The sequence below is a fragment of the Pseudomonas sp. IT-196MI5 genome (genome assembly GCF_949767415.1).
Taxonomy (GTDB): domain Bacteria; phylum Pseudomonadota; class Gammaproteobacteria; order Pseudomonadales; family Pseudomonadaceae; genus Aquipseudomonas.
Genome location: NZ_CATKPZ010000033.1, coordinates 294,178 through 316,239 on the forward strand (window position 1 = coordinate 294,178; position 22,062 = coordinate 316,239).

The 22,062-nt window shown below is 59.2% G+C and carries 20 protein-coding genes and 1 pseudogene; 12 read left to right on the forward strand and 9 right to left on the reverse strand.

The genetic code is table 11. The features are described from left to right. Positions 1 to 22: 22 nt before the first annotated feature. Positions 23 to 922: a homocysteine S-methyltransferase family protein gene (locus ACM6IK_RS19790; RefSeq protein WP_414875666.1), complete on the reverse strand. Its 900-nt coding sequence runs from the start codon at positions 920 to 922 to the stop codon at positions 23 to 25. A gap of 112 nt (positions 923 to 1,034) precedes the next feature. Here ACM6IK_RS19790 and ACM6IK_RS19795 point away from each other — a divergent pair, with 112 nt between their 5' ends. From ACM6IK_RS19795 to ACM6IK_RS19810, 4 genes and pseudogenes are all read left to right on the forward strand, one after another. Next, a complete protein-coding gene (locus tag ACM6IK_RS19795; protein ID WP_414875667.1) occupies positions 1,035 to 1,856 on the forward strand; it encodes an ABC transporter substrate-binding protein in 822 nt (273 codons plus the stop codon). Continuing rightward, complete coding sequence (locus ACM6IK_RS19800; RefSeq protein WP_223544777.1) at positions 1,853 to 2,689, forward strand: amino acid ABC transporter permease; 837 nt, start codon at positions 1,853 to 1,855, stop codon at positions 2,687 to 2,689. Before ACM6IK_RS19795 ends, ACM6IK_RS19800 begins: the two co-directional genes overlap by 4 nt. 23 nt (positions 2,690 to 2,712) lie before the next feature. Continuing rightward, on the forward strand, positions 2,713 to 2,979 hold the full coding sequence (locus tag ACM6IK_RS19805; protein WP_414875668.1) for a hypothetical protein: 267 nt from the start codon (positions 2,713 to 2,715) through the stop codon (positions 2,977 to 2,979). Between the two features lie 85 nt (positions 2,980 to 3,064). Then, positions 3,065 to 3,208 (forward strand): annotated as a pseudogene (locus ACM6IK_RS19810) (autotransporter domain-containing protein); the annotation flags it as partial. Between the two features lie 94 nt (positions 3,209 to 3,302). On the opposite strand, the gene oadA reads toward ACM6IK_RS19810, so the two are convergent. Then, positions 3,303 to 5,111 (reverse strand): sodium-extruding oxaloacetate decarboxylase subunit alpha, encoded by a 1,809-nt coding sequence (oadA, locus tag ACM6IK_RS19815; RefSeq protein ID WP_414875669.1) that lies wholly within the window; start codon positions 5,109 to 5,111, stop codon positions 3,303 to 3,305. Positions 5,112 to 5,122: 11 nt separating this feature from the next. After that, the gene (locus tag ACM6IK_RS19820) at positions 5,123 to 6,538 is read right to left on the reverse strand and encodes an acetyl-CoA carboxylase biotin carboxylase subunit (RefSeq protein ID WP_414875670.1); all 1,416 of its coding nucleotides are present in this window, start codon (positions 6,536 to 6,538) and stop codon (positions 5,123 to 5,125) included. Between the two features lie 189 nt (positions 6,539 to 6,727). Between ACM6IK_RS19820 and ACM6IK_RS19825 the strand changes: the two genes are divergently transcribed. Continuing rightward, complete coding sequence (locus ACM6IK_RS19825; RefSeq protein WP_108218841.1) at positions 6,728 to 7,690, forward strand: LysR family transcriptional regulator; 963 nt, start codon at positions 6,728 to 6,730, stop codon at positions 7,688 to 7,690. On the opposite strand, the gene ACM6IK_RS19830 is transcribed toward ACM6IK_RS19825, so the two are convergent. The 3 genes from ACM6IK_RS19830 to ACM6IK_RS19840 all read right to left on the reverse strand — a co-directional run bounded on the left by ACM6IK_RS19830 (position 7,632) and on the right by ACM6IK_RS19840 (position 11,971). Next, positions 7,632 to 7,841: a PA3496 family putative envelope integrity protein gene (locus ACM6IK_RS19830; RefSeq protein WP_223544780.1), complete on the reverse strand. Its 210-nt coding sequence runs from the start codon at positions 7,839 to 7,841 to the stop codon at positions 7,632 to 7,634. The two genes, ACM6IK_RS19825 and ACM6IK_RS19830, sit on opposite strands and share 59 nt — an antisense overlap. Positions 7,842 to 8,040: 199 nt before the next feature. After that, positions 8,041 to 8,907, reverse strand: coding sequence for a transcriptional regulator HexR (gene hexR / locus ACM6IK_RS19835; protein WP_007954250.1), 867 nt, complete (start codon positions 8,905 to 8,907; stop codon positions 8,041 to 8,043). Positions 8,908 to 9,100: 193 nt separating this feature from the next. Further along, complete coding sequence (locus tag ACM6IK_RS19840) at positions 9,101 to 11,971, reverse strand: EAL domain-containing protein (protein WP_414875671.1); 2,871 nt, start codon at positions 11,969 to 11,971, stop codon at positions 9,101 to 9,103. A 257-nt stretch (positions 11,972 to 12,228) separates the two neighbouring features. Here ACM6IK_RS19840 and uvrD point away from each other — a divergent pair, with 257 nt between their 5' ends. The 4 genes from uvrD (at position 12,229) to ACM6IK_RS19860 (ending at position 16,607) form a co-directional block, all read left to right on the forward strand. Beyond that, positions 12,229 to 14,412, forward strand: coding sequence for a DNA helicase II (gene uvrD / locus ACM6IK_RS19845; RefSeq protein ID WP_218431532.1), 2,184 nt, complete (start codon positions 12,229 to 12,231; stop codon positions 14,410 to 14,412). Positions 14,413 to 14,547: 135 nt separating this feature from the next. Next, positions 14,548 to 14,988 (forward strand): EamA family transporter, encoded by a 441-nt coding sequence (locus tag ACM6IK_RS19850; RefSeq protein WP_414875672.1) that lies wholly within the window; start codon positions 14,548 to 14,550, stop codon positions 14,986 to 14,988. A 179-nt stretch (positions 14,989 to 15,167) separates the two neighbouring features. After that, positions 15,168 to 16,061: a Tim44 domain-containing protein gene (locus tag ACM6IK_RS19855; protein ID WP_414875673.1), complete on the forward strand. Its 894-nt coding sequence runs from the start codon at positions 15,168 to 15,170 to the stop codon at positions 16,059 to 16,061. A gap of 138 nt (positions 16,062 to 16,199) precedes the next feature. Further along, the gene (locus ACM6IK_RS19860) at positions 16,200 to 16,607 is read left to right on the forward strand and encodes an SMI1/KNR4 family protein (RefSeq protein ID WP_003187120.1); all 408 of its coding nucleotides are present in this window, start codon (positions 16,200 to 16,202) and stop codon (positions 16,605 to 16,607) included. Between the two features lie 22 nt (positions 16,608 to 16,629). On the opposite strand, the gene ACM6IK_RS19865 is transcribed toward ACM6IK_RS19860, so the two are convergent. Further along, positions 16,630 to 18,393, reverse strand: coding sequence for a cation:proton antiporter (locus ACM6IK_RS19865; RefSeq protein ID WP_414875674.1), 1,764 nt, complete (start codon positions 18,391 to 18,393; stop codon positions 16,630 to 16,632). A 286-nt stretch (positions 18,394 to 18,679) separates the two neighbouring features. Between ACM6IK_RS19865 and ACM6IK_RS19870 the strand changes: the two genes are divergently transcribed. Further along, complete coding sequence (locus ACM6IK_RS19870) at positions 18,680 to 19,162, forward strand: acyl-CoA thioesterase (protein ID WP_007934430.1); 483 nt, start codon at positions 18,680 to 18,682, stop codon at positions 19,160 to 19,162. A gap of 127 nt (positions 19,163 to 19,289) precedes the next feature. On the opposite strand, the gene pdxY is transcribed toward ACM6IK_RS19870, so the two are convergent. Then, positions 19,290 to 20,162, reverse strand: a complete 873-nt coding sequence (gene pdxY / locus ACM6IK_RS19875; protein WP_150757443.1) for a pyridoxal kinase PdxY — start codon at positions 20,160 to 20,162, stop codon at positions 19,290 to 19,292. Positions 20,163 to 20,280: 118 nt separating this feature from the next. Here pdxY and ACM6IK_RS19880 point away from each other — a divergent pair, with 118 nt between their 5' ends. Then, complete coding sequence (locus ACM6IK_RS19880) at positions 20,281 to 20,694, forward strand: DUF3301 domain-containing protein (protein ID WP_108218833.1); 414 nt, start codon at positions 20,281 to 20,283, stop codon at positions 20,692 to 20,694. Between the two features lie 4 nt (positions 20,695 to 20,698). Here the strand turns inward: ACM6IK_RS19880 and ACM6IK_RS19885 are convergent, their stop codons facing one another. Beyond that, positions 20,699 to 21,670, reverse strand: coding sequence for a CobW family GTP-binding protein (locus ACM6IK_RS19885; protein WP_414875675.1), 972 nt, complete (start codon positions 21,668 to 21,670; stop codon positions 20,699 to 20,701). Between the two features lie 27 nt (positions 21,671 to 21,697). Here ACM6IK_RS19885 and ACM6IK_RS19890 point away from each other — a divergent pair, with 27 nt between their 5' ends. Beyond that, positions 21,698 to 22,054 carry an NADH:ubiquinone oxidoreductase gene (locus ACM6IK_RS19890; protein ID WP_414875676.1) on the forward strand — a complete coding sequence of 119 codons (357 nt, stop codon included), beginning with the start codon at positions 21,698 to 21,700 and terminating at the stop codon, positions 22,052 to 22,054. Positions 22,055 to 22,062 lie beyond the last annotated feature (8 nt).

Below are 22,062 nucleotides of genomic sequence, written 5' to 3' on the forward strand. Positions count from 1 at the left end.
CATGGCTTGCCCCGCGATGCTTTTAGGCGAGTTTCTGGGCAAGCACCGCAATATGCTCCGGCCCGATCCCGCAGCAACCGCCCAAATGACTGGCGCCGCGTTCTTTCCAATCCGCCGCCCACTGCAAGTAACCCGGCGGATCAAGGTCCTCACGCAACGGGTCCAGACCATCATTGGCCGTGGCCTCTTTCGGTTGCGGCGGGAAGGCATTGGCATAAGCGCCGATGTGAATCTTCACCCCTAAACGCTCGAAGGTTTCCCGCGCGGCATCAATCGCAGCACCGATTACTTCCGGCTGGCTGCAGTTGAACAGCAACGTTTCGACGCCCAACTCAGCCGCCACGGCGGCGGCTTCAGCCACCGGCTCGCCCGAACGCAAGCGCGGCACTTCGTCCGTGTCCTCATCCTTCAGGGTAAACGACAGCCAGAACGGCTTGCCGTCCGTTGGCAGACCGGCGTGGATCGCTCGCGCTTCAACGATCGAACTCTGGGTTTCTGCCAGCCACAGATCGACATGAGGTGCCAGACCCTTCACCAGCGGCGCCAACAATTCAGTCGCCCGACCAGCATCAAAAAGGTCCGGGCGATAGGACCCAAACAGCGGCGGCAATGAACCGGCCACACGCACCGCTTTGCCCGAAGCCTCTACCGCGCGCCGAGCCAGCTCACCGGCCAACGCCGCGAGCGCCTGCCCTTCTGCTGCAAAACGCTCTTCGCCAATGTGAAACGGCACCACCGCGTAACTGTTGCTGGTGATCACGTTCGCACCGTTTTCGATATAAGCCGAGTGCACCGCCTCTACCGCTTGCGGCGCTTCGCTCAAGGCCAGCGCCGACCACTCAGGCTGCCGGAACGGCGCGCCTCGGCGCTGTAACTCACGACCCATGCCGCCATCCAGAATCACTGTGCTTGCTGCGCCCATATGCTTTTCACTCATAAGCTTATGAAAATAACTCACTATCGGAGTCGTTCTTATAACTATTTAATACGCACCATCCGGTTAATGACAACTTCTTTTTTATCAGGAATCGACTGTGAAATTCCAACCACTCCTGGCCCTGGGCCTGACGATTCTGACTGCCTCCACCCAAGCCTTTGGCGGCACCACGCTGGATCGCGTCGAGCAAAAAAAAGAACTGGTGGGCGTGTTGATGGAAAGCTATCCACCCTTCTCGTTCCTCAATGATCAGAACCAGCTCGATGGCTTCGACGTCGACGTGGCCAAGGCCGTGGCAGACAAACTGGGCGTCAAACTGCGCCTCGAAACCCCGTCCTGGGACGTGATCGCTGCCGGCCGCTGGAGTGGGCGCTACGACATCTGCATCTGCTCCATGACCCCGAGCAAGGCCCGCGCCGAGGTCTTCGACTTCCCGGTCGAGTACTACGCCTCGCCAGCGGTGATCGTGGTCAACGCCAAGGACGACAGCATCCACAGCGCCAAGGACCTGAGTGGCAAGAAAGTCGGCCTCACCAGCGCCTCCAGCTATGAAAGCTACCTGAACAAAAACCTGGTGATCGAAGGCGCCGAAGACACCCAATTGCAGTACCCGTTCGAGGACGTGCAGATCGCCCCGTATGACACTGACAACGTGGCGTTCCAGGACCTCGGCCTGGGCGCTGGCGTGCGACTGGACGCGATCCTCACCAACCTTGTCACCGCCCAACCGCGCCTGACCGAAGACAAGCGCTTCAAGCTCGCCGGCGAGCCGCTGTACTCGGAGCCGAACTCGGTGGCCATTGAAAAAGGCGACGCCCAGTGGGACGCCAAAGTGCGTGACGTCTTCGCTCAGCTGAAACAGGACGGTACTCTGAGCAAGCTTTCGCAGAAATGGATCGGCGCCGACATCAGCAAATGACTTCTTTCCCCAAACCTCCTCAGCCGCCACAACCGGTGGCTGAGTCGCTGTTGCAACGGATCTTCGGTTTCCGCACGCGGCTGTTCCTGACCTGGGCAGCGATGTTCGGGTTATTCGCCAGCTTCTTCCTGAGCTTCGACCTGAAGTTCTCGATCATCCTCGACAAACTGCCGAACCTGATCGGTCTGCACCTGGCACCCAACGGCTTTTTGCAGGGAGCGGCGCTGACGTTGTTCTTGTGCCTGTGCTCGATCGTGACCTCCTCGCTGCTGGGCTTCATCACCGCCCTGGCGCGGCTGTCGAAAAGCGCCGTGGCCTTCGGAATCGCGAGCTTCTATGCCTCGTTCTTTCGTGGCACACCGCTACTGATCCAGATCCTGCTGATCTACCTCGGCCTGCCACAACTCGGCATCGTCCCGGGCGCCATCGCCGCCGGCATCATCGCCCTGTCGCTGAACTACGGCGCGTACCTGAGCGAAATCTTCCGCGCCGGCATCCTCGGCGTCCCCCACGGCCAGCGCGAAGCATCCCTGGCCCTGGGCATGCGCGAAACCGTGATCTTCTGGCGAGTCACCTTGCCCCAGGCCATGCGCACCATCATCCCGCCAACCACCAACCAATTCATCTCGATGCTCAAAGACTCGTCGCTGATCTCGGTGATGGGGGTTTGGGAGGTGATGTTTCTGGCGCAATCGTATGGGCGCTCGAGCTATCGCTACATCGAGATGCTGACGACGGCGGCGGTGATTTATTGGGTGATGTCGATTGGGTTGGAGCTGATTCAGGCGCAGATGGAGCGGCATTATGGGAAGGCGTATTTGAGCCGTAGTTAGCGAAAGGAAGATGAGTTTCCGAGTTGCGAGCTAACTACGGGGTCAATGCCGACCGCAAAAGTAAAACGATATTAGTCGATGGAACCGCCAACCTTGGAGGCGCCACACTGAACATCGTTGCAGCACCGGGTGACTACCCGCTAATCAGCGAACGCAACATCCTTATTGCCAATAAAGTCGAAGGGGAATTTGGGAAAGTCCTTAACAACCTTGCCTTTTTAACGCCCAAGCTCGCCTACGAAGAAAAGACTGTCGACCTGATCCTCGTCCGTGACGATGTGACGATGTGACGATGTGACGATGTGACGATGTGACGATCGAGAGTGTCGCAACCACGAATAACGGGAAGGAAGTCGCCCAAAGTATTGAAGAGCCCGCGACACCTACACGGAAAAAGGTGGCGCAGCGGCACTGAAGGTACTCGGTCAAACGCAGAATAATTTGAACAGCACATTCGGCCTGCGACTTGCGAAGCTCAACACGCTGAATAACGGCATGCAACTGACACCACGGTTCAGCGGCGAATGAGTTTCTGACAGCCACAAACCTGGGGCGAAAAAAAGGGGAGCACATGCCCCCCCGAGGTTTAAAGCGTTGAACCGAGGCTGTTAACTCAGCCTTCGATCTCGATCAATATCTCGCCCGGGTTCACCCGGTCGCCCTTGGCCACGTGAATGGCGGTGACTTTACCGGCGATGGCTGCCTGGACTTCGGTTTCCATCTTCATCGCTTCGGTGATCAACACGGCCTGGCCTGCCTTGACGGTGTCGCCCTCCTTGACCAGCACGTCGACAATGTTGCCCGGCATGGTGGTGCTGACGTGGCCCGGAGCAGAGGCTTGCTTGCGCTTGCTGCCACCACCACCGACGAATTCGTTGAGCGGCTCGAACACCACTTCTTCCGGCATGCCGTCGATGGACAGGTAGAAGTGACGCTTGCCTTCAGACTTGACACCAACACCGGTGATGTCGACGCGGTAGGTTTCGCCGTGAACGTCGATGACGAACTCGGTTGGCACGCCTTCCCCACCAACAGAGGCGACGCCACCGGCTTCAGGAATCGGCAGCAACACTTCCGGTGTCAGGGTGCCCGCAGCACGCTCTTCGAGGAACTTGCGACCGATGTCCGGGAACATGGCGAAGGTCAGCACGTCTTCTTCAGACTTGGCCAGTGCGCCGATGTCGGCGCGCAGTTTGGCCATTTCCGGCTTGAGCAGATCGGCCGGGCGAACATCGATCACTTCTTCGCTGCCGATGGCCTGGCGACGCAGTTGTTCGTTCACGGTGCCCGGCGCCTTGCCGTAGCCGCCTTGCAGGTACAGCTTCACTTCGTTGGTGATGGTCTTGTAGCGCTCGCCGGCCAGTACGTTGAAGAACGCCTGGGTGCCGACGATCTGCGAAGTCGGGGTCACCAGCGGCGGGAAGCCGAGGTCTTCACGAACCCGCGGGATTTCGGCCAGCACTTCGCTCATGCGGTTGAGTGCGCCCTGCTCTTTCAACTGGTTGGCCAGGTTGGAAATCATCCCGCCCGGTACCTGATTGACTTGAACACGGGTGTCGACGGCGGTGAATTCGCTTTCGAACTGGTGGTACTTCTTGCGCACGGCGTAGAAGTACAGGCCGATCTCTTGCAGCAATTCCAGATTCAGGCCGGTGTCGAACTCGCTGCCTTTAAGAGCGGCGACCATCGACTCGGTGCCCGGGTGGCTGGTGCCCGAGGCGAAGCTGGAGATTGCGGTGTCGATGTGGTCGGCGCCGTTTTCGATGGCCTTGAGCTGGCACATCGCAGCCAGGCCAGCGGTGTCGTGGGAGTGGATGAACACTGGCAGCGACTGCTCGGCTTTCAATGCCCGGACCAGTTCGCCGGTGGCGTACGGGGTCAGCAGGCCGGCCATGTCCTTGATCGCCACCGAATCGCAACCCATGGCTTCCATTTGCTTGGCCTGGTTCACGAAGGCCTCGATGGTGTGCACCGGGCTGGTGGTGTAGGCGATGGTGCCCTGGGCGTGTTTGCCGGCGGCTTTCACCGCTTCGATGGCCACGCGCAGGTTACGCACGTCGTTCATGGCGTCGAAGATGCGGAACACGTCGATGCCGTTGACCGCAGCCTTGGCGACGAAGGCTTTGACCACGTCGTCGCTGTAGTGGCGGTAGCCCAGCAGGTTCTGGCCGCGCAGTAACATTTGCAGGCGAGTGTTAGGCAGCGCGGCGCGCAGTTGGCGCAGACGCTCCCACGGGTCTTCCTTCAGGAAACGTACGCAGGCGTCGAACGTCGCGCCGCCCCAGCACTCCAGCGACCAGTAGCCGACTTTGTCGAGCTTGTCGCAAATCGGCAGCATGTCTTCGGTGCGCATGCGGGTCGCCAGCAGCGATTGGTGAGCGTCGCGCAGGATGGTGTCGGTTACATGAATCTTCTTGCTCATTGTTCTATTCCTCACAGGCCTGCGTGGGCGGCGATGGCGGCGGCGATGGCCAGGGCCAGCTCTTCGGGTTTGCGCTTGATCGAGTAGTTGGTCAGTTCAGGGTGGCTTTCAACGAAGCTGGTATTGAACTGGCCGCTACGAAATTCCGGATTACGCAGAATTTCCTGGTAGTACGCGGCGGTGGTCTTGACCCCTTGCAGGCGCATGTCGTCCAGAGCGCGCAAGCCACGGTCCATCGCCTCTTCCCAGGTCAACGCCCACACCACCAGTTTCAGGCACATGGAGTCGTAGTACGGGGGGATGGTGTAGCCGGTGTAGATCGCCGTGTCGGTGCGCACACCAGGGCCGCCGGGGGCGTAGTAGCGCGTGATCTTGCCGAAGCTCGGCAGGAAGTTGTTCTTCGGGTCTTCGGCGTTGATCCGGAACTGCAGGGCGAAACCACGGTGGTGGATGTCTTCCTGTTTCACCGACAGCGGCAGGCCGGAGGCAATGCGAATCTGCTCACGGACAATGTCGATACCGGTGATTTCTTCGGTGATGGTGTGTTCCACCTGCACCCGAGTGTTCATCTCCATGAAGTACACCTCGCCCTCGGCGAGCAGGAACTCCACGGTGCCGGCGTTCTCATAACCCACGGCCTTGGCCGCACGCACCGACAGGTCGCCGATGTAGGCGCGCTGTTCCGGGGTCAGTTGCGGACTCGGGGCGATTTCGATCAGCTTCTGGTTGCGGCGCTGGATCGAGCAGTCACGCTCGAACAGGTGCACCACGTTGCCGAAGCTGTCGCCAAGAACCTGCGCTTCGATGTGTTTCGGATTGACGATGCATTTTTCCAGAAACACTTCCGCCGAACCAAACGCCTTGGTGGCTTCGGAAATGACCCGTGGGAAAGCCTGTTCGAGCTCTTCGCGACTGTTGCAGCGACGAATGCCGCGACCGCCACCACCGGACGTGGCCTTGAGCATCACCGGGTAACCGATGCGATCGCCTTCGGTCAGAGCTTCTTCGATGCCCGACACGTTGCCTTCAGTGCCCGGGGTCACCGGTACGCCGGCCTTGATCATGCTGCGGCGAGCTTCGGTCTTGTCGCCCATGCGGCGAATGACTTCAGCCGATGGGCCGATGAATTTGATCCCGCGTTCGGCGCAGATTTCCGCCAGCTCGGCGTTTTCCGAAAGGAAGCCATAGCCGGGGTGCAGTGCATCGCAACCGGTTTCTACAGCCAGGTTCACCAGCTTGCGCGGGTTCAGGTAACCGGCCAGTGGCTCGGCACCAATGCTATGGGCCTCGTCCGCACGCTTCACATGCAAGGCATGGCGGTCGGCGTCGGAATAGATCGCGACCGAACGAATGCCCATCTCGGCGCAGGCACGTACGATTCGTACGGCAATCTCACCACGGTTGGCGATCAGGATCTTTGTTATCACTTGGAGGTTCCCTTGAGCCGGTGTACCCACGACCTGTTAGACCAGGCCGACGAGTGACCAAATGTTTCAATTTGGTCGCAGGTCCACACTAGCGCCCACAAGGGATTAACAAAAATGAATAAAAATTGGGTCGTGCATAAGTAAAGACTTATAGTTGATGCACCTGCCAGCGACGAGAGCAACGATAAAATGCGTAAGTCATTGATGCGTATGACTTTGCGGCAATTGCAGATCTTCAACGAGGTCTGTGATTTGCGCTCCTACAGCCGTGCAGCCGACGAAATGTCGCTCACACAACCTGCCGTCAGCCTGCAGATTCGTCAACTTGAAGAGCTGATTGGCCAGCCCTTGTTCGATTACGTCGGCAAAAAACTCTACATGACCGAAGCGGCTGAAGCGTTACAGCGAGCCAGCCGGGATATTTTCGGACGCCTTGAAAACCTCGACATGCAGCTGTCAGACATGCAGGGCTCGCTGCAGGGGCAATTGAAGCTGGCGATTGAATCCAGCGCCAAATATTTCGTGCCGCACTTGTTTGCCGCATTCAAACGCCAGCACCCGGAAGTGAACCTGCAATTGACGGTGGTCAATCGCGGTCAAGTGATCCGGCGCCTGTCGGACAACCGCGACGACCTGGTGATCATGTCCATGGTGCCGCAGGACATGGGCCTGGAATTCCTGCCGTTCCTGAACAATCCGATCGTCGCCGTGGCGCCACCGGATCACCCGCTGTGTCATATGGGGCCGCTGCGCTTGCAGGATCTCGAGCCCTACACACTGCTACTGCGTGAGCCAGGCTCCGGGACGCGGCTTGCCTGCGAAGAATACTTCAAGGAGAAGCGCGTGCACTTCAACCAGACTCAGGAAGTCTCGTCTGCCGAAGCTCAGCGCGAATGTGTACTGGCAGGCCTGGGCGTTGCGCTGTTGACGCGCCACGCCCTGAGCCTTGAGCTGGCAACCGGTGGACTGATCGAGCTACCGGTCGAAGAGCTGCCGCTGTTTCGCAGCTGGTGCCTGGTGCAGGCCAAGGCGAAACGCCTGTCACCGGTGGCTCACGCCTTCCTGGCGTTTATCCGTAGCGAGCGGATTCAAATCAGCGCGCTGGCTGAGCGCTTCGACGGGAAGTCGAGGCAGATGCCTGCCAGAAATTGAGCTCCAACTCCGGAAAGTCGCCAATTTCGGCCAGAAGCTGACGGCGTTCGCAGCGATCTTCGATGGCGCGGCGGAATTCCATGCGGCGCTGATCTTCTTGCTGACGACGGGTTTTGACAGCGCTGTTGCGTTCTTCGTAGGGCATGGCCATTTCGAGTCTCCCAAGGCGAGTACGGGAGTTTCAAGATAGGCGCGGGAGATGACGGTTTGGCGGCTTGCGGGTTACAGATCGGTGAAAATTGTCGTCTTTGAGGACGCCATCGCGAGCAGGCTCGCTCCCACAGGAGATCGCGGTCAAAGGTGGGAGCGAGCCTGCTCGCGTTTAAGGTCGGAACGACCTTACGACGACGTCAATCATCCAGCGCTTTCACCGACTTGGGCGACAACCGCAAGCTGCGCAGGCTGCGCTTGACGCTCTTGAGGTGGTTGACCAGGCTCGGGCCACGGGCCATGGCTACGCCCATCGCCAGCACGTCGATCACCACCAGGTGAGCGATACGTGACGTCAGCGGCGTATAGATTTCAGTGTCTTCATGCACATCGATCGCCAGATTGACCGTAGACAGCTCGGCCAATGGCGTCTGGCTCGGGCACAAGGTGATCAACGAGGCACCGCTTTCACGCACCAGGTTGGCGGTGATCAACAGGTCCTTGGAGCGCCCGGACTGGGAAATGCAGATCGCCACGTCGGTTGGCTTGAGCGTTACGGCCGACATCGCCTGCATGTGCGGGTCGGAATACGCAGCGGCGGTGAGCAGCAAGCGGAAGAATTTGTGCTGGGCATCCGCAGCGACCGCACCCGAGGCGCCGAAGCCGTAGAACTCGACACGCTGGGCCTGGGACATCAGTGTCACCGCCCGCTGCAACTCCAGCGGATCGAGTTTCTCGCGAACCTCCATCAGCGTATGCAGGGTGGTGTCGAAGATTTTCAGGCTGTAGTCGGCGACCGAATCATCCTCATGGATCGCAAACTGGCCGAAACTTGCACCTGCCGCCAGGCTCTGGGCCAGCTTGAGTTTCAGGTCCTGAAACCCGGAACAACCGATGGCGCGGCAGAAGCGCACGATGGTCGGTTCACTGATGCCCACGCTGTGGGCCAGGTCGGCCATGGAGCTGTGCATCACGGCCGCAGGATCAAGCAGCACGTGGTCGGCGACCTTGAGCTCCGACTTGCGTAACAGGTGGCGAGACTGGGCGATGTGTTGCAGCAGATTCAAGGGGCTGGACTCTTTGTTATTGGCAGGTGCCGGGGATGTAGCACGCTTGTAGTTATACTACATGAATTGGCTTTTTGCCTGCTCAATGCGTTACCGAATCCCTCGATTTCAGGTGCCCGCGCTTCATGTAGCACTGATGCCCTGGTCGCAAGGCTTTACGTCGCCCCACAAAACCCGACGGGAATCAGTCCATTCAATTCGAACATTGCTCTCGCAACAGGATCGCCAGCGCCTGCGACTCGACAGGCCGGCTGATCAAATAGCCCTGCACTTCATCGCAGCGCTCGGCTTTCAGGAACTCAAGCTGTTCTTCCCGCTCCACCCCTTCCGCCACGACCTTCAGCTTCAGGCCGTGAGCCATGGCAATGATCGCCCGGGTGATCGCCGCATCCTCAGCGCCCTCTCCTAACCCGCGGATAAAGGCCTGGTCGATCTTCACGTAATCCACCGGGATACGCTTGAGGTAGCTCAGGGAGGAGTAGCCAGTGCCAAAATCATCAATAGCCAGTTTCACCCCGAGATCACGCAACTGCTGGAAGGTTGCGATGATGTGCTCGACGCTGTCCAGCAACTGGCTTTCGGTGAGTTCCAGCTCCAGGAGATGCGGTGCCAGCCCGGTTTCTTCAAGCACCTGTCGCACCAGGCTGACCAATTTTCCCTGGCGCAATTGATGCACTGACAAGTTGACCGACACCCGAATCGCCTCAAGCCCCTCCCGCTGCCACTCACAGGCTTGCCAGCAGGCCTGACGCAGCACGAACTCACCGATCGGGCCAATCAATCCGGTTTCTTCAGCCAGGCCGATGAAATCCCCCGGTGGCACGCGGCCCATGGTCGGATGATCCCAACGCACCAAGGCTTCGGCGGCATTCAACTTGCCCGTGGCAAGGCACAGTTTCGGTTGGTAAAACACTTTCAGTTGTTTGTCTTCGATGGCTTTGCGTAAGTGGTTTTCCAGCTGTAACCGCTCCAGCGTGCTGGCTTGCAAACTGTCTGTATAAAACTGGAAATTATTACCACCCAGGTGTTTGGCGTGCTGCATGGCCATGTTCGACTGACTGACCAATGCAGAAATTTCCCGGGCGCTGTCCGGCAACAAGCTGATGCCCATCGACACGCTGACCACCAGTTCATGCCCCTCAATGGTCACCGGCAAACGCAACTTGTTCGCCAGACGCGTTGCCACCCGCGCCAGGCTCGAAAGGTTGCCGTATGAGTTGAACAGCACGGCAAACTCATCACCGGAAAGGCGCGCGATGGTGTCTGCTTCAGGCAATGCATTCACCAGTCGCCGGGCCATTTTCTGCAACAACTGATCGGCGACTTCATGTCCCAGGCTGTCATTGAGTTGCTTGAACCGATCGAGATTGATGTGCAGCAAAGCCAGGCTGCGATAACCGCCCTGCCGCACTCGTTGATGAGCTTCGCTGAGTCGTTCGCGAAACATCGCGCGGTTGGCCAGACCGGTAAGCTCGTCGTAATGGGTCAGATAGCGCATGCGCTCTTCGGATTCTCGTCGAGCCGAGAGATCGGCGAAGAAGCCCACAATATGACTGACATTTCCCCGAGTATCGCGCACAGCATTCAGTTGCAGCCATTGCGGATACATCTCGCCGTTCTTGCGGGTTTCCACCAATTCGCCCTGCCAATTGCCTTGCTGCTCCAGCGCCTGATGTATTGCGGCGTAATGCCGACGCGCATCGCGACTACATGGCAGCTCAATGACATTGCGTCCGATCATGTCTTCGATGTCATAGCCGGTCACCCGACTGAAGGCTTGATTGATCGCGATCAGGGCGTAGTTCGGATCGAAAATCACGATCCCTTCGCTGGCCGCCTCGAACACGGTCGCCGCCAGTTGCAGCTGCTCCTCCAGGCCTTTGCTGACGCTGATGTCGCGGCGAGTGCCGACCATGCGAATCACCCGACCGTTCTCGGCGCGCTCGACCGCCCGCCCACGGTCCTCGATCCAGACCCAATGGCCGTCGCCATGCCGCACGCGATACTCGATTTGATAGTCCTCGGTGCGGCCCTTCAAATGCTCGACCAGCGCCCTTTTCAGCGCAGGAAGATCCTCGGGATGAAGGCGCGGCTTGAGGTGACGCAGTATTGCCGTGACCTGTTCCGGCTCAAGGCCGAACAATTCCTGAATCTGCGTGTGATGGACTTCGTCGGTTTGCAGATTCCAGTCCCACAACCCCAACTCGCTGGCCTTCAAAGCCAGCGCCAGACGCGCCTCACTCTTGCTCAGCGCCTGGTTGGCGGCGTCCAGTTCCAGGCTGCGCTGAGCGACACGGTTTTCCAGGTCGATCTGGATTTCCCGCAATTCGGTTTCGGCACGTCGACGCTGTTCAATCTCCTTGGCCAACTTCTGATTGAGCTGATCACTGCAGCTTTGTGCCTGCTGCAGATGCTCGATCAGTGCCTGATTCTGAAAGCGTCGCATCAAGCCCCGGTCGATCAATCGATTGACTTGCCAGGCAACCACGCTCAATGCACCGAGCAGGATCAGCCCGAACCAGCCCCAACCTTGCTGCTGTTCTTCAGCCCCCCAAAACATATAGGCGATGGCCGGCAAAAGGCAGGGCAAGGTAAATGACAGAAAGGCCGGCAAACTGACCGCATAAGCCACACTGGCCGAGAGCGCTGCGGCACCGATGAGGCCGAAGACCCAGGCTTGCTGAATGAAGTTATCGGCGGGAACCAGGGCGATGCCTGCACCCGCCAGGGTCAGACCGGTGAGGCCGGAGCCCAGCAAAAACATCCGCCGCCAAATGGGATGGGCCTGACGGTTGGGAATGGCCGAATCGAAGGCTGCGACCTGAATCACCCGCAATGCCACCAAAGACAACAACCACACCAGCCATACGCTGACCAGGAAATAGCGTTGCGGGCTCCAGAGCAAACCGGCACAGACCAGGCCATTGATCAGCATGAACAACGTGGGCAGCAGCGAGCCCTGATACAACAGGCGCGTGCGTTCGACCGCCATTTCCATGGCGTACTGTTTACGGATGACCCGGGGCTCCACAATGGGGCCCGACAGGTCGAAGCTGAGGGTCATAGGCGATGTTCTTGTTCTTATAATGATGAGCATGGGCCCGAAACTGCTCGGAGCATACACAAGCAATGGCCCGGACCAAACTGCTGCCGATCAATAAATGGCCAATTTTTTTCAGCCGCCGACACCCCTGAAAACGCTGTGGACACGCCCCGCCAACGCCTGCAGCCCATGACCGACCGGTCATCCTTCACTTAACTTTCATCGGCTAAAGCGAAGCGGAGTTTGCCCGGTGTGTCGCCGCCCCCTAGAATGCCCTGATGCGCGATGATCTCTCCCTTCTGCTGAACTCCCTCAACGATGCCCAACGCCAGGCTGTAGCAGCCCCCGTGGGTCGTCAGTTGGTCCTGGCCGGTGCTGGTTCCGGTAAAACCCGAGTGCTGGTGCACCGTATCGCCTGGCTGATCCAGGTCGAAAACGCCTCGCCCCACTCCATCTTGTCGGTGACCTTCACCAACAAGGCCGCTGCCGAGATGCGCCAGCGCATCGAGCAGCTGATGGGTATCAACCCGGCCGGCATGTGGGTCGGTACCTTCCACGGCCTGGCGCACCGCTTGTTGCGGGCGCACTGGCAGGAAGCGGGCTTGAGCCAGACGTTCCAGATTCTCGACAGCGACGACCAGCAACGGCTGGTCAAGCGGGTGATCCGCGAGCTCGGTCTGGACGAACAGCGCTGGCCGGCCCGTCAGGCCCAGTGGTTCATCAACGGGCAGAAAGACGAAGGCCTGCGTCCACAACACATTCAAGCCAGCGGCGACCTGTTCCTGGCGACCATGCGCGGCATTTATGAAGCCTACGAGGCCGCTTGCCTGCGCGCAGGCGTTATCGACTTCTCCGAGTTGCTGCTGCGTGCTCTCGATCTGTGGCGGGACCATCCGGGGCTGCTGGCGCACTATCAGAAGCGCTTCCGGCACATTCTGGTGGACGAGTTCCAGGACACCAACGCCGTGCAATACGCCTGGTTGCGCCTGCTGGCCAAGGGCGGCGACAGCCTGATGGTGGTGGGCGACGATGACCAGTCGATTTACGGCTGGCGCGGCGCGAAAATCGAGAACATCTACCAGTATTCCGAAGACTTCCCCGACGCCGAAACCATTCGTCTGGAACAAAACTATCGCTCCACCGCGGGTATCCTGAAGGCTGCCAACGCCTTGATCGCCAACAACACCGGGCGCCTGGGCAAAGAACTCTGGACCGATGGCGGCGAAGGCGAAGCGATCAATTTGTACGCCGCGTTCAACGAACATGACGAAGCCCGCTACGTTGTCGAAACCATCGAAAGCGCGCTGAAAACCGGCTTGTCTCGCAGCGATATCGCGATTTTGTATCGTTCCAACGCCCAATCGCGGGTTCTGGAAGAAGCTTTGCTGCGCGAGCGCATCCCATACCGTATCTATGGCGGTCAACGCTTCTTCGAACGCGCCGAAATCAAGAACGCCATGGCTTACCTGCGGTTGCTCGAAGGACGGGGCAATGACGCCGCGCTGGAACGGGTCATCAACGTGCCAGCCCGTGGTATCGGCGAAAAAACCGTCGAAGCAATCCGCGACCATGCGCGCCACAGCGATGTGTCGATGTGGGAAGCGATGCGCCAACTGGTGGCCAACAAAGGCCTGACCGGTCGTGCGGCCGGTGCCCTTGGCGCGTTTATCGAGCTGATCGAGAACCTCTCCGCCAAGTGCATGGATATGCCGCTGCACCTGATGACCCAGACCGTCATCGAGCAGTCGGGGCTGATCGCCTATCACGAAGCGGAAAAAGGCGAGAAAGGCCAGGCCCGGGTAGAAAACCTCGAGGAGCTGGTCAGCGCTGCACGCAACTTCGAAAACAGCGAAGAAGACGAAGATCTGACGCCATTGGCAGCTTTCCTCGGTCACGCGTCGCTGGAGGCTGGCGATACCCAGGCCGACGAGCACGAAGACAGCATTCAACTGATGACCCTGCACAGCGCCAAGGGCCTGGAATTCCCTTACGTGTTCCTGGTGGGCATGGAAGAAGGCCTGTTCCCGCACAAGATGAGCCTGGAAGAACCCGGCCGCCTCGAGGAAGAGCGTCGACTGGCCTACGTCGGCATCACCCGGGCCATGCAGAATCTGGTAATGACCTTTGCCGAAACCCGACGCCTGTATGGCAGCGAGACCTACAACAAGGTGTCGCGCTTCGTACGCGAGGTTCCGAAAGGCCTGATTCAGGAAGTGCGGTTGTCCAACAGCGTCAGCCGTCCGTTTGGTGGTAACCAGTCGATGAGTGGCAGCAACCTGTTCAGCGGCAGCGAGATTCCGCAGACCGGCTTCAGCCTTGGCCAGACCGTACGTCACTCCATCTTCGGTGACGGCGTGATCCTGAACTTCGAAGGTGCCGGGGCTCAGGCCCGGGTGCAGGTGAACTTCAGCGAAGGCAGCAAGTGGCTGATGTTGGGGTATGCCAAGCTGGAACCCGTTTAAAGACACACTGGATGCTTTTCTGTGGGAGCGAGCCTGCTCGCGATGGCAACACTTCGGTACTTCAGAAATACCGCTTCATCGTTCATCGCGAGCAGGCTCGCTCCCACAGGTTGATCTGACCAGAGGCGCTAAAAAATGGGCGCAGGCTTTTTTTCTTCCTGGACATTCTGGGCCCTGTTATCGGCGGCATTCGCAGCAATGACCGCCATTTTCGCGAAACTTGGCATCGAAAACGTCAATTCCGACTTCGCCACCCTGCTACGTACGATAGTGGTATTGGTCAGCCTGGCCTTGATTTTGTACGCCACGGGCCAATATCAGTCATTGGGATCGATCTCTGCGAAGAGCTACCTTTTCCTGCTGTTGTCGGGCCTTGCCACCGGTGCATCGTGGATCTGCTATTTCCGTGCACTCAAGGTCGGTCCGGCATCACTGGTTGCCCCAGTGGACAAACTCAGCGTGGTACTGGTGGCTGTTCTTGGCGTTGTCCTGCTGGGTGAAAAACTCGACCTGCGCCAATGGGGCGGAATCGGCCTGATCACGGCCGGGGTAGTCATGCTTGCCCTGCGACGCTAGGCGACCGTCCGACAAACCCCGTCCACTCATCTGACATATCAAAGTCAAAAGGCCCTATTGCACTGACTTAAGCTGAACACGACCTGTCAGGCAAAAGCCCGAAACACTCTGCCGCTAGCCAGTAACACTTCAGCTGTGCAACATGGCGCGCGTGCCTTCCACAAATGGGAATTCCCTTTATGAAACGTTTTCTTAGCATCGCCATGGCGTTGTGCATCGGCCTGACGATGAGTCTCGACGCCAATGCCGCCAAGCGCTTCGGTGGTGGTAAAAGCGCCGGCGCTGCGCCGACGCACCAGACCAGCCAGATGGCTCCTTCTTCGCCAGGCATGGGCGGCGCCGCGGCGACCGCGACCGCGGGTGCTGCCGGTGCTGCTGGTGCTGCTGGCGCCGCCGCCAAGGTCGGTGGCGCCTCGCGCTGGCTCGGCCCTCTGGCCGGTATCGCGGCCGGTGGCCTGCTGGCCTCCATGTTCATGGGCGACGGCTTCCAGGGCATGCAGATCTTCGACATCCTGATCATGGCGGTTATCGCGTTCCTGGTCTTCCGCTTCATCGCCGCCCGTCGTCGCAAGCAGCAGGAGCAATACGCTCCGGCCGGTCATGCGCCGATGCAGCGTGAAGTGTTCGAGCAGAAGCCTGCCGGCGGTTCGATCTTCGGTGGTTCGGCTGCACCTGTTGCCGCTCGCCCAGTGATCAATGCTCCAGCCTGGTTCAACGAAAGAAACTTCGTCGAAGCGGCTCGCAATCACTTCCAGTCCCTGCAACAGCACTGGGACGCCAACGAAATGGACAAGATCGCCGAGTTCGTGACCCCGCAAATGCTCGAGTTCCTCAAGCGTGAGCGTGCTGACCTGGGTGACGGCTTCCAGTCCACCTACATTGATGACCTCAATGTACAACTGGACGGCGTGGACGATCGCGCCGACAAGACCATTGCCACCCTGACCTTCACTGGCGTGTCGAAAACCTCGCGTTTCGACCAGGGCGAAGTCTTCAGCGAAAGCTGGAACATGGAACGTGCACAGGGCGAAAACCAGCCTTGGCTGGTAGCTGGTATCCGCCAGAACGGCTGATCCCGCGCAGAACTTCATCTGCTGTAAACAAAACCCCAGCCCTGGCTGGGGTTTTCTATTTCGCGGTTGCATCTATAGCAAGCTACTGTATAAACCGCCCCATATAAACCGCGCCATACAAGCAAGAGGATCCCGGACGTGGAAGAAATCATCGAACAACTGCGTGAAGCCAACGAACCGGTACCGGTCCCCTTGGAATTGCCTGACGAAGACCTGCTGGTCGAAATCGAAGAACAACTGTTCATCGACATTCCGTTCGTCTTCAGAGAGTTTCTGCTGACTGTCAGCGACGTGGTCTACGGCAGCCTGGAACCGGTCACCGTGACCGACCCGCAGTCCCACACCTACCTGCCCGACGTTGCCGCCAACGCCTGGGACGCCGGCGTCGATCGCAGCCTGATCCCGATCTGCCAGGACGGTGACGACTACTATTGCGTCGAAGAAGACGGCACCGTGGTGCTTTGGCAAGCCGAAGAAGAGCTGATCGCCGAAGAAACCTGGGAATCGGTGTGGCACTGGGCACGGGACGTCTGGCTGGAAAGCTGACCCAGTCAACGCCGCAGGGTGGTCAATGCCCGGACGACTCCTTGTGATTGTCGAGGGTTTCCAGCAACGCCACCTGCATCCGCGTATGCACACGAATGAACCAGCGCCACAGCAGCGCCGCTACGGCGGCCGCGACTACGGCGATCAGCACCAGCAACTTGTTGGTCGGCAGAATACTGGCCGACAAGGCTGCCAACAGTAAAAAGATCACCAGCAGCGACAGGATCGGGATCACTTCGGCGATCACCCGGCGCACTCGCTGCGTGTGGCGCCCGGCCATCTCTGGCTTAACGCCCATTTCCGCCAGCAACATCGACAGTGCCTTTAGCTTGCGGTATGCCGCAATCAAAAACGGCAGCGATAACAGCAGCGCCCCACCCCAGATCAACGCCTTTTGCCAGCTCGGATCGCTGATCCAGCCTTGCAGGTAAGCTGACATGCGTTCGGCGAAGTACGCCCCCGAGAAGAAGATCGCGATCACGAGCGCGAGGTTGACTCCTACCTGCAGCAAGATCCGCCGAATCATGGATGCCAGCAACGCCCTCTCACCCTGAGGCTGGATGCTGCGCAGCCATTCGCCGTACATCCCCAACACTCGTCCCAGGCGTTCTGGCATGACGCCGGCGAGCTTGATCGACAATGGATCAGCCGCACGGATCAGATAAGGCGTCAGTAAGGTCGTGATCACCGAAACCGCAACAGCCACGGGGTATAAAAAGTTACTGGTGACCTGCAGCGTCATGCCCAATGCCGCGATGATGAAAGAGAATTCGCCAATCTGTGAAAGGCCCATCCCGACCCGTAGCGAGGTGCGTCCGTCATTGCCGGCGATAAATGCACCAAGGCCGCAAGACAACATCTTGCCGAGCACCACGGCTACGGTGATTACGGCGATTGGCCAGGCGTATTGAAGCAGGATCGCCGGATCGAGCATCAGCCCGATGGCCACGAAGAAAATCGCACTGAAAAGATCACGAACCGGTTCAATCAAGCGTTCAATTTTCAGCAGTTGCCGGGATTCAGCCATGATTGCGCCGATCAGGAACGCCCCGAGGACCATGCTGTATTCAAGCTTGACCACCAGCAGGCAGAAGCCGAAACACAGGCCCAGCACGGTAATCAGCAGCATTTCATTGCTGTCGAATCTGGCCACGTAGGCCAGCAACCGCGGCACCATCAGGATGCCAATGACCAACGCAACGATCATGAACAGCGACAGTTTGCCAACCGTGGAGAACACTTCACCTGAGCTGACCGTACCGCTGACGGCGATGCTGGACAGTAGTGCGATGATGCCGATGCCCAGGATGTCTTCGACGATCAGCACTCCGAATATCAACTGGGCAAATCGCTCGTTCTTCAACTTCAGATCATTGAGCGCCTTGACGATGATGGTCGTCGAGGAAATCGCCAGGATCGCGCCGAGGAACAGTGAATCCATGGTGTTCCAGTCAAACCAGCGGCCAATTTCGTAGCCGATCCAGATCATCAGCACGATTTCCAGGAACGCCGCGATGAATGCCGTGGCCCCGACCTTGAACAACTTGCGCAGGCTGAACTCCAGGCCCAGGCAGAACATCAGGAATATCACTCCGAGTTCGGCCAGGGTCTTGATGGTTTCTTCGTCGTGGATCAGGCCGAATGGCGGGGTGTGCGGGCCAATGATGAAACCGGCGACGATGTAGCCCAGCACCACCGGTTGTTTCAGCCGATGGAAGAGCACGGTTACCACGCCTGCGATCAACATGATCACTGCCAGATCCTGAATGAAACTGATGGCATGCATGGCGTGAGACTCCCTGGACGGCATTGCTCGATCCCCGAACATAGGAAAAGTCTGATCGAGCAAAACAAAAATCGGAACTGCACGTAGGAAATGCCCTTGAGCCTGGGCTTTTTGCAGGGTAACACCGCGACTTCTGGCAGAAAGGCGGTGCAATATATGGAAACAGATCGATCCGGCGTGACGGCGACTCCGCACCCGGCGTCCCGATAACTGTTGGTTTGAAAAAACCGCCGAGGCACCCGCAGAGGTGCATCCCTCAAACCTGGCCTTGACCCGTGAGAATGCTATGGAACCCGGAAACGCCCAGCTGTCGATGACGGTATTGATGACCCCTGACATGGCCAACTTCTCTGGCAATGTTCACGGCGGCACCCTGCTCAAATACCTCGACGAAGTGGCCTACGCCTGCGCCAGCCGTTATGCCGGTCGCTATGTGGTGACCCTGTCGGTGGATCAGGTCATTTTCCGTGAGCCGATCCATGTCGGCGAACTGGTGACCTTTCTCGCCTCGGTCAACTACACCGGCAACACCTCCATGGAGGTGGGTATCAAAGTGGTGACCGAGAACATCCGCGAGCGCTCGGTACGTCACACCAACAGTTGCTTCTTCACCATGGTTGCGGTGGATGACCAGCGTAAACCTGCATCGGTACCACCGCTGCAACCGCAGAACAGCGAAGACAAGCGTCGCTATATGCAGGCCCAACAGCGCCGGCAGATTCGCCAGGAGCTGGAAAAGCGCTATCAGGAGATCAAGGGCGACGCCTGAATCCTGTCGCGACTCCAGTCCCCATCGCGAGCAAGCTCGCTCCCACAGTTGACCTCAGCGGATACAGATTTTGTGTACGAGTGAGCCATTGTGGGAGCGAGCTTGCTCGCGATTGGGGCAACGCGGATCAAAGGCTGATCGACGTCGCCTCAAACCGCACCCGCGGATGGGCAATCCGGTCCTGAGCCCGAACCAGTTCCAACTCGTAGCTGGCACACGCCTGGGTTTCCAGCAGTACTTCATGCACCGCCGACGCCGTGAACTCGAACGCGGCCACCAGGCTGTCCCCCAACAGCACACGCGCCAGGAACAGCCCGGACGTCAGATCGCCCACGCCCACCGGCTGACGCGGGAACGCCAGCAACGGACGCTGCAAATGCCAACTGCCTTCGGCCGTCACCAGCAGCATCTCGAAGGCCTCTGCCGATTTGCCCGGGTAGTCCAGATGCTTGACCAGCACTGCTTTCGGGCCGCGCACCAGCAATGCACGCGCCATGGCCAGGCAATCGAACAGCGATTGCGGCTTGCGCCCAGAGAAGCTGTCCAGCTCCAGCTGGTTCGGGCACATGAAGTCCGCCACGGCGGCGGCCTCTTCCAACAGGAAATCACTGACTTCCGCCGGAACACTGCAGCCCTTCTCCGGATGCCCCATGACCGGGTCACACAGGTACAGCGCTTTGGGATTCATCGACTTGATCCGCGCCACCCCCGTCAAAATCGCCCGGCCCTGGGCCGCACTGCCGAGGTAACCGGAGAGCACCGCATCGCAGTTGCCCAACTCGCCAATCGCCGCGATACCTTCGACCAGGTCGGGGATCTGGTGCGGCGCCAGCACTTCACCGGCCCACTGACCGTACTGGGTGTGATTGGAGAACTGCACGGTGTTGAGCGGCCAGACATTCACCCCGACCCGTTGCATCGGGAAAACCGCGGCACTGTTGCCGGCGTGACCGAATACCACGTGGGACTGGATAGCGAGCAAATGCGGAGTACGTTTCATGCGGTGGATTTCCGTAAAACGATTGAAATTCTAGCCGCGCAGTATGCGACTAAACGCAGCCTGTACGACAGACCAGCGACACAGTTAAGCTGACACTATCTTGTTGGAGCACCCTGTGATGCTGACCCTTGGAAATATATTCGTGCTGATGCTGTTCGCCACTGCCGGCGCATGGCTATGGCACAACCACGGCTTGCGCGAGCGCGCGCTGGAGCGGGTCAAGCAGCATTGCGGCAAACTCGGGATCGAATTGCTCGACGGCAACGTAGCCTTGAAAAGAATCGCGTTCATCAGGGATGCCAGTGGTCGGCGACGTCTGGCCCGTGTGTATAACTTCGAATTCACCGTGACCGGCGAAACCCGCCACAACGGCACCATCACCCAGTTCGGCGCTCACAGCGCACAGATTGAGCTGGCACCCTACCCGGTTCCGTTCGACGAAACCGAACCGGTGATCGACGTGGCGAAACCTCGTGCGCAAGTGATCGAGCTGAGCCAGTGGCGTCAGGAGCATACCAAGTGGCGACCTTGATTCGTTAACTCGATTCGGATCGGCACGCAGCCAGTTCTTTCTGCAATAGCTCTGCATTCAGCGGCTCACTGAAAATCAGCTCGATACGCGAATCCTGCCGCCATTCACTGGGCCGCCAGTCCAGCACCGAGTTATCCACCGCGTTCGCCGAAACCCACCCTTGAACACTGTGGATAACCAGCTTCGCCCGCTTCCAGCCAAGGCTTTCAAGCCAGCGGCCAACCTGCGCGGCATCAAACACCTGGCTCGAATGCCAGCGCCATCCGATGCTCCAGCCACCGTCCTGTTCCTGACTCAAGCAAATGGGCAATGCGGGATCGCCCCAGACGGCCGGCAGCAGCGCCAATCCCTTGGGCACGACGAAGTTATCCACACCTGCCAGTGCCTTGGCATTCAGCCCCGGTAACTCGCTCAAGGGTAGAACCGCCTGTTGCGTCCAGTACAGAGGGGTCGGCGGCAATTGCCCGGCGATTCGCTGGCGACTTACTTCTTCAAGACCTTCAGATTTGTTCAGCAGCAACAATCCCGCATGGTTCAGCGCTTGCCGCTGCGCCTGCGGCAACGGTTTGCCTGCGGCAAGCGACTGGGCGTCCAGTACCAGTACACAAGGCTGAACAGCCAGTACGCCTTGCCACGGTGCTTCGCTCAGTTGCCTGAGCAACTGCGCCGGATGTCCCAGCCCTGAGGGCTCGATAAACAGGCGGTCCGGTTGCGCCTTGCGCAACAAACGCCCAAGACCAATCTGAAACGGCGCCCCGTTGACGCAACACAAGCAGCCCCCGGCCACTTCGCCCAGTGCGATACCATCGGCGTCCCGGGTCAGTAGCGCAGCGTCGAGACCGATCTGGCCAAACTCATTGATCAACACCGCCCACCGCTCGCCAGCCGGGCGCTGAGCCAGCAGGTGTTTGATCAGGCCGGTCTTGCCGGCGCCCAACGGGCCGGCAATGACATGAGTGGGGATATTCTGCAGCATGGTCGATGATTTCTGAGGAGGTGATGGATGCGGTTGATTGGCTTGTCGTTGCTCCTGGCACTCGTTTCAAGCGAGGCGCTGGCCCAGGCTTGTGTGGTTCACAGCCAGGGCGAGCGGCTTGATGTCAAGGTTTGCCAGCAGAACCGCAACATCCCGCCAAAGCTCTTTGCCGACGGATTCTGCCAGCCGAGCCTGGCGGGTCAGAAAGTCGAGGTGCAGTATGTCGATCAATGCCCCGGCGGCGCATTTGGTATCTGCAGCAACGCCCAAGTCGCCAATATGCCCTACCGCCAGGATATTCACTATTACGGCGTTGCCACCGACGCGGCATATTTGCAGCCGTACTGCGAGGCCCAGAGCCAGGGCACCTGGCTCAAGCCCTGAAGCGCCAC

Coding starts and splice junctions, on each gene's coding strand:
- ACM6IK_RS19840 (WP_414875671.1), bottom strand. CDS start 11,971: ATGACCCTCAGCTTCGACCTGTCGGGCCCCATTGTGGAGCCCCGGGTC.
- ACM6IK_RS19855 (WP_414875673.1), top strand. CDS start 15,168: ATGAAACGTTTTCTTAGCATCGCCATGGCGTTGTGCATCGGCCTGACG.
- ACM6IK_RS19800 (WP_223544777.1), top strand. CDS start 1,853: ATGACTTCTTTCCCCAAACCTCCTCAGCCGCCACAACCGGTGGCTGAG.
- oadA (WP_414875669.1), bottom strand. CDS start 5,111: ATGAGCAAGAAGATTCATGTAACCGACACCATCCTGCGCGACGCTCAC.
- ACM6IK_RS19870 (WP_007934430.1), top strand. CDS start 18,680: ATGGAACCCGGAAACGCCCAGCTGTCGATGACGGTATTGATGACCCCT.
- ACM6IK_RS19850 (WP_414875672.1), top strand. CDS start 14,548: ATGGGCGCAGGCTTTTTTTCTTCCTGGACATTCTGGGCCCTGTTATCG.
- ACM6IK_RS19825 (WP_108218841.1), top strand. CDS start 6,728: ATGCGTAAGTCATTGATGCGTATGACTTTGCGGCAATTGCAGATCTTC.
- ACM6IK_RS19865 (WP_414875674.1), bottom strand. CDS start 18,393: ATGCATGCCATCAGTTTCATTCAGGATCTGGCAGTGATCATGTTGATC.
- ACM6IK_RS19880 (WP_108218833.1), top strand. CDS start 20,281: ATGCTGACCCTTGGAAATATATTCGTGCTGATGCTGTTCGCCACTGCC.
- ACM6IK_RS19890 (WP_414875676.1), top strand. CDS start 21,698: ATGCGGTTGATTGGCTTGTCGTTGCTCCTGGCACTCGTTTCAAGCGAG.
- ACM6IK_RS19885 (WP_414875675.1), bottom strand. CDS start 21,670: ATGCTGCAGAATATCCCCACTCATGTCATTGCCGGCCCGTTGGGCGCC.
- ACM6IK_RS19790 (WP_414875666.1), bottom strand. CDS start 922: ATGGGCGCAGCAAGCACAGTGATTCTGGATGGCGGCATGGGTCGTGAG.
- ACM6IK_RS19830 (WP_223544780.1), bottom strand. CDS start 7,841: ATGGCCATGCCCTACGAAGAACGCAACAGCGCTGTCAAAACCCGTCGT.
- pdxY (WP_150757443.1), bottom strand. CDS start 20,162: ATGAAACGTACTCCGCATTTGCTCGCTATCCAGTCCCACGTGGTATTC.
- uvrD (WP_218431532.1), top strand. CDS start 12,229: ATGCGCGATGATCTCTCCCTTCTGCTGAACTCCCTCAACGATGCCCAA.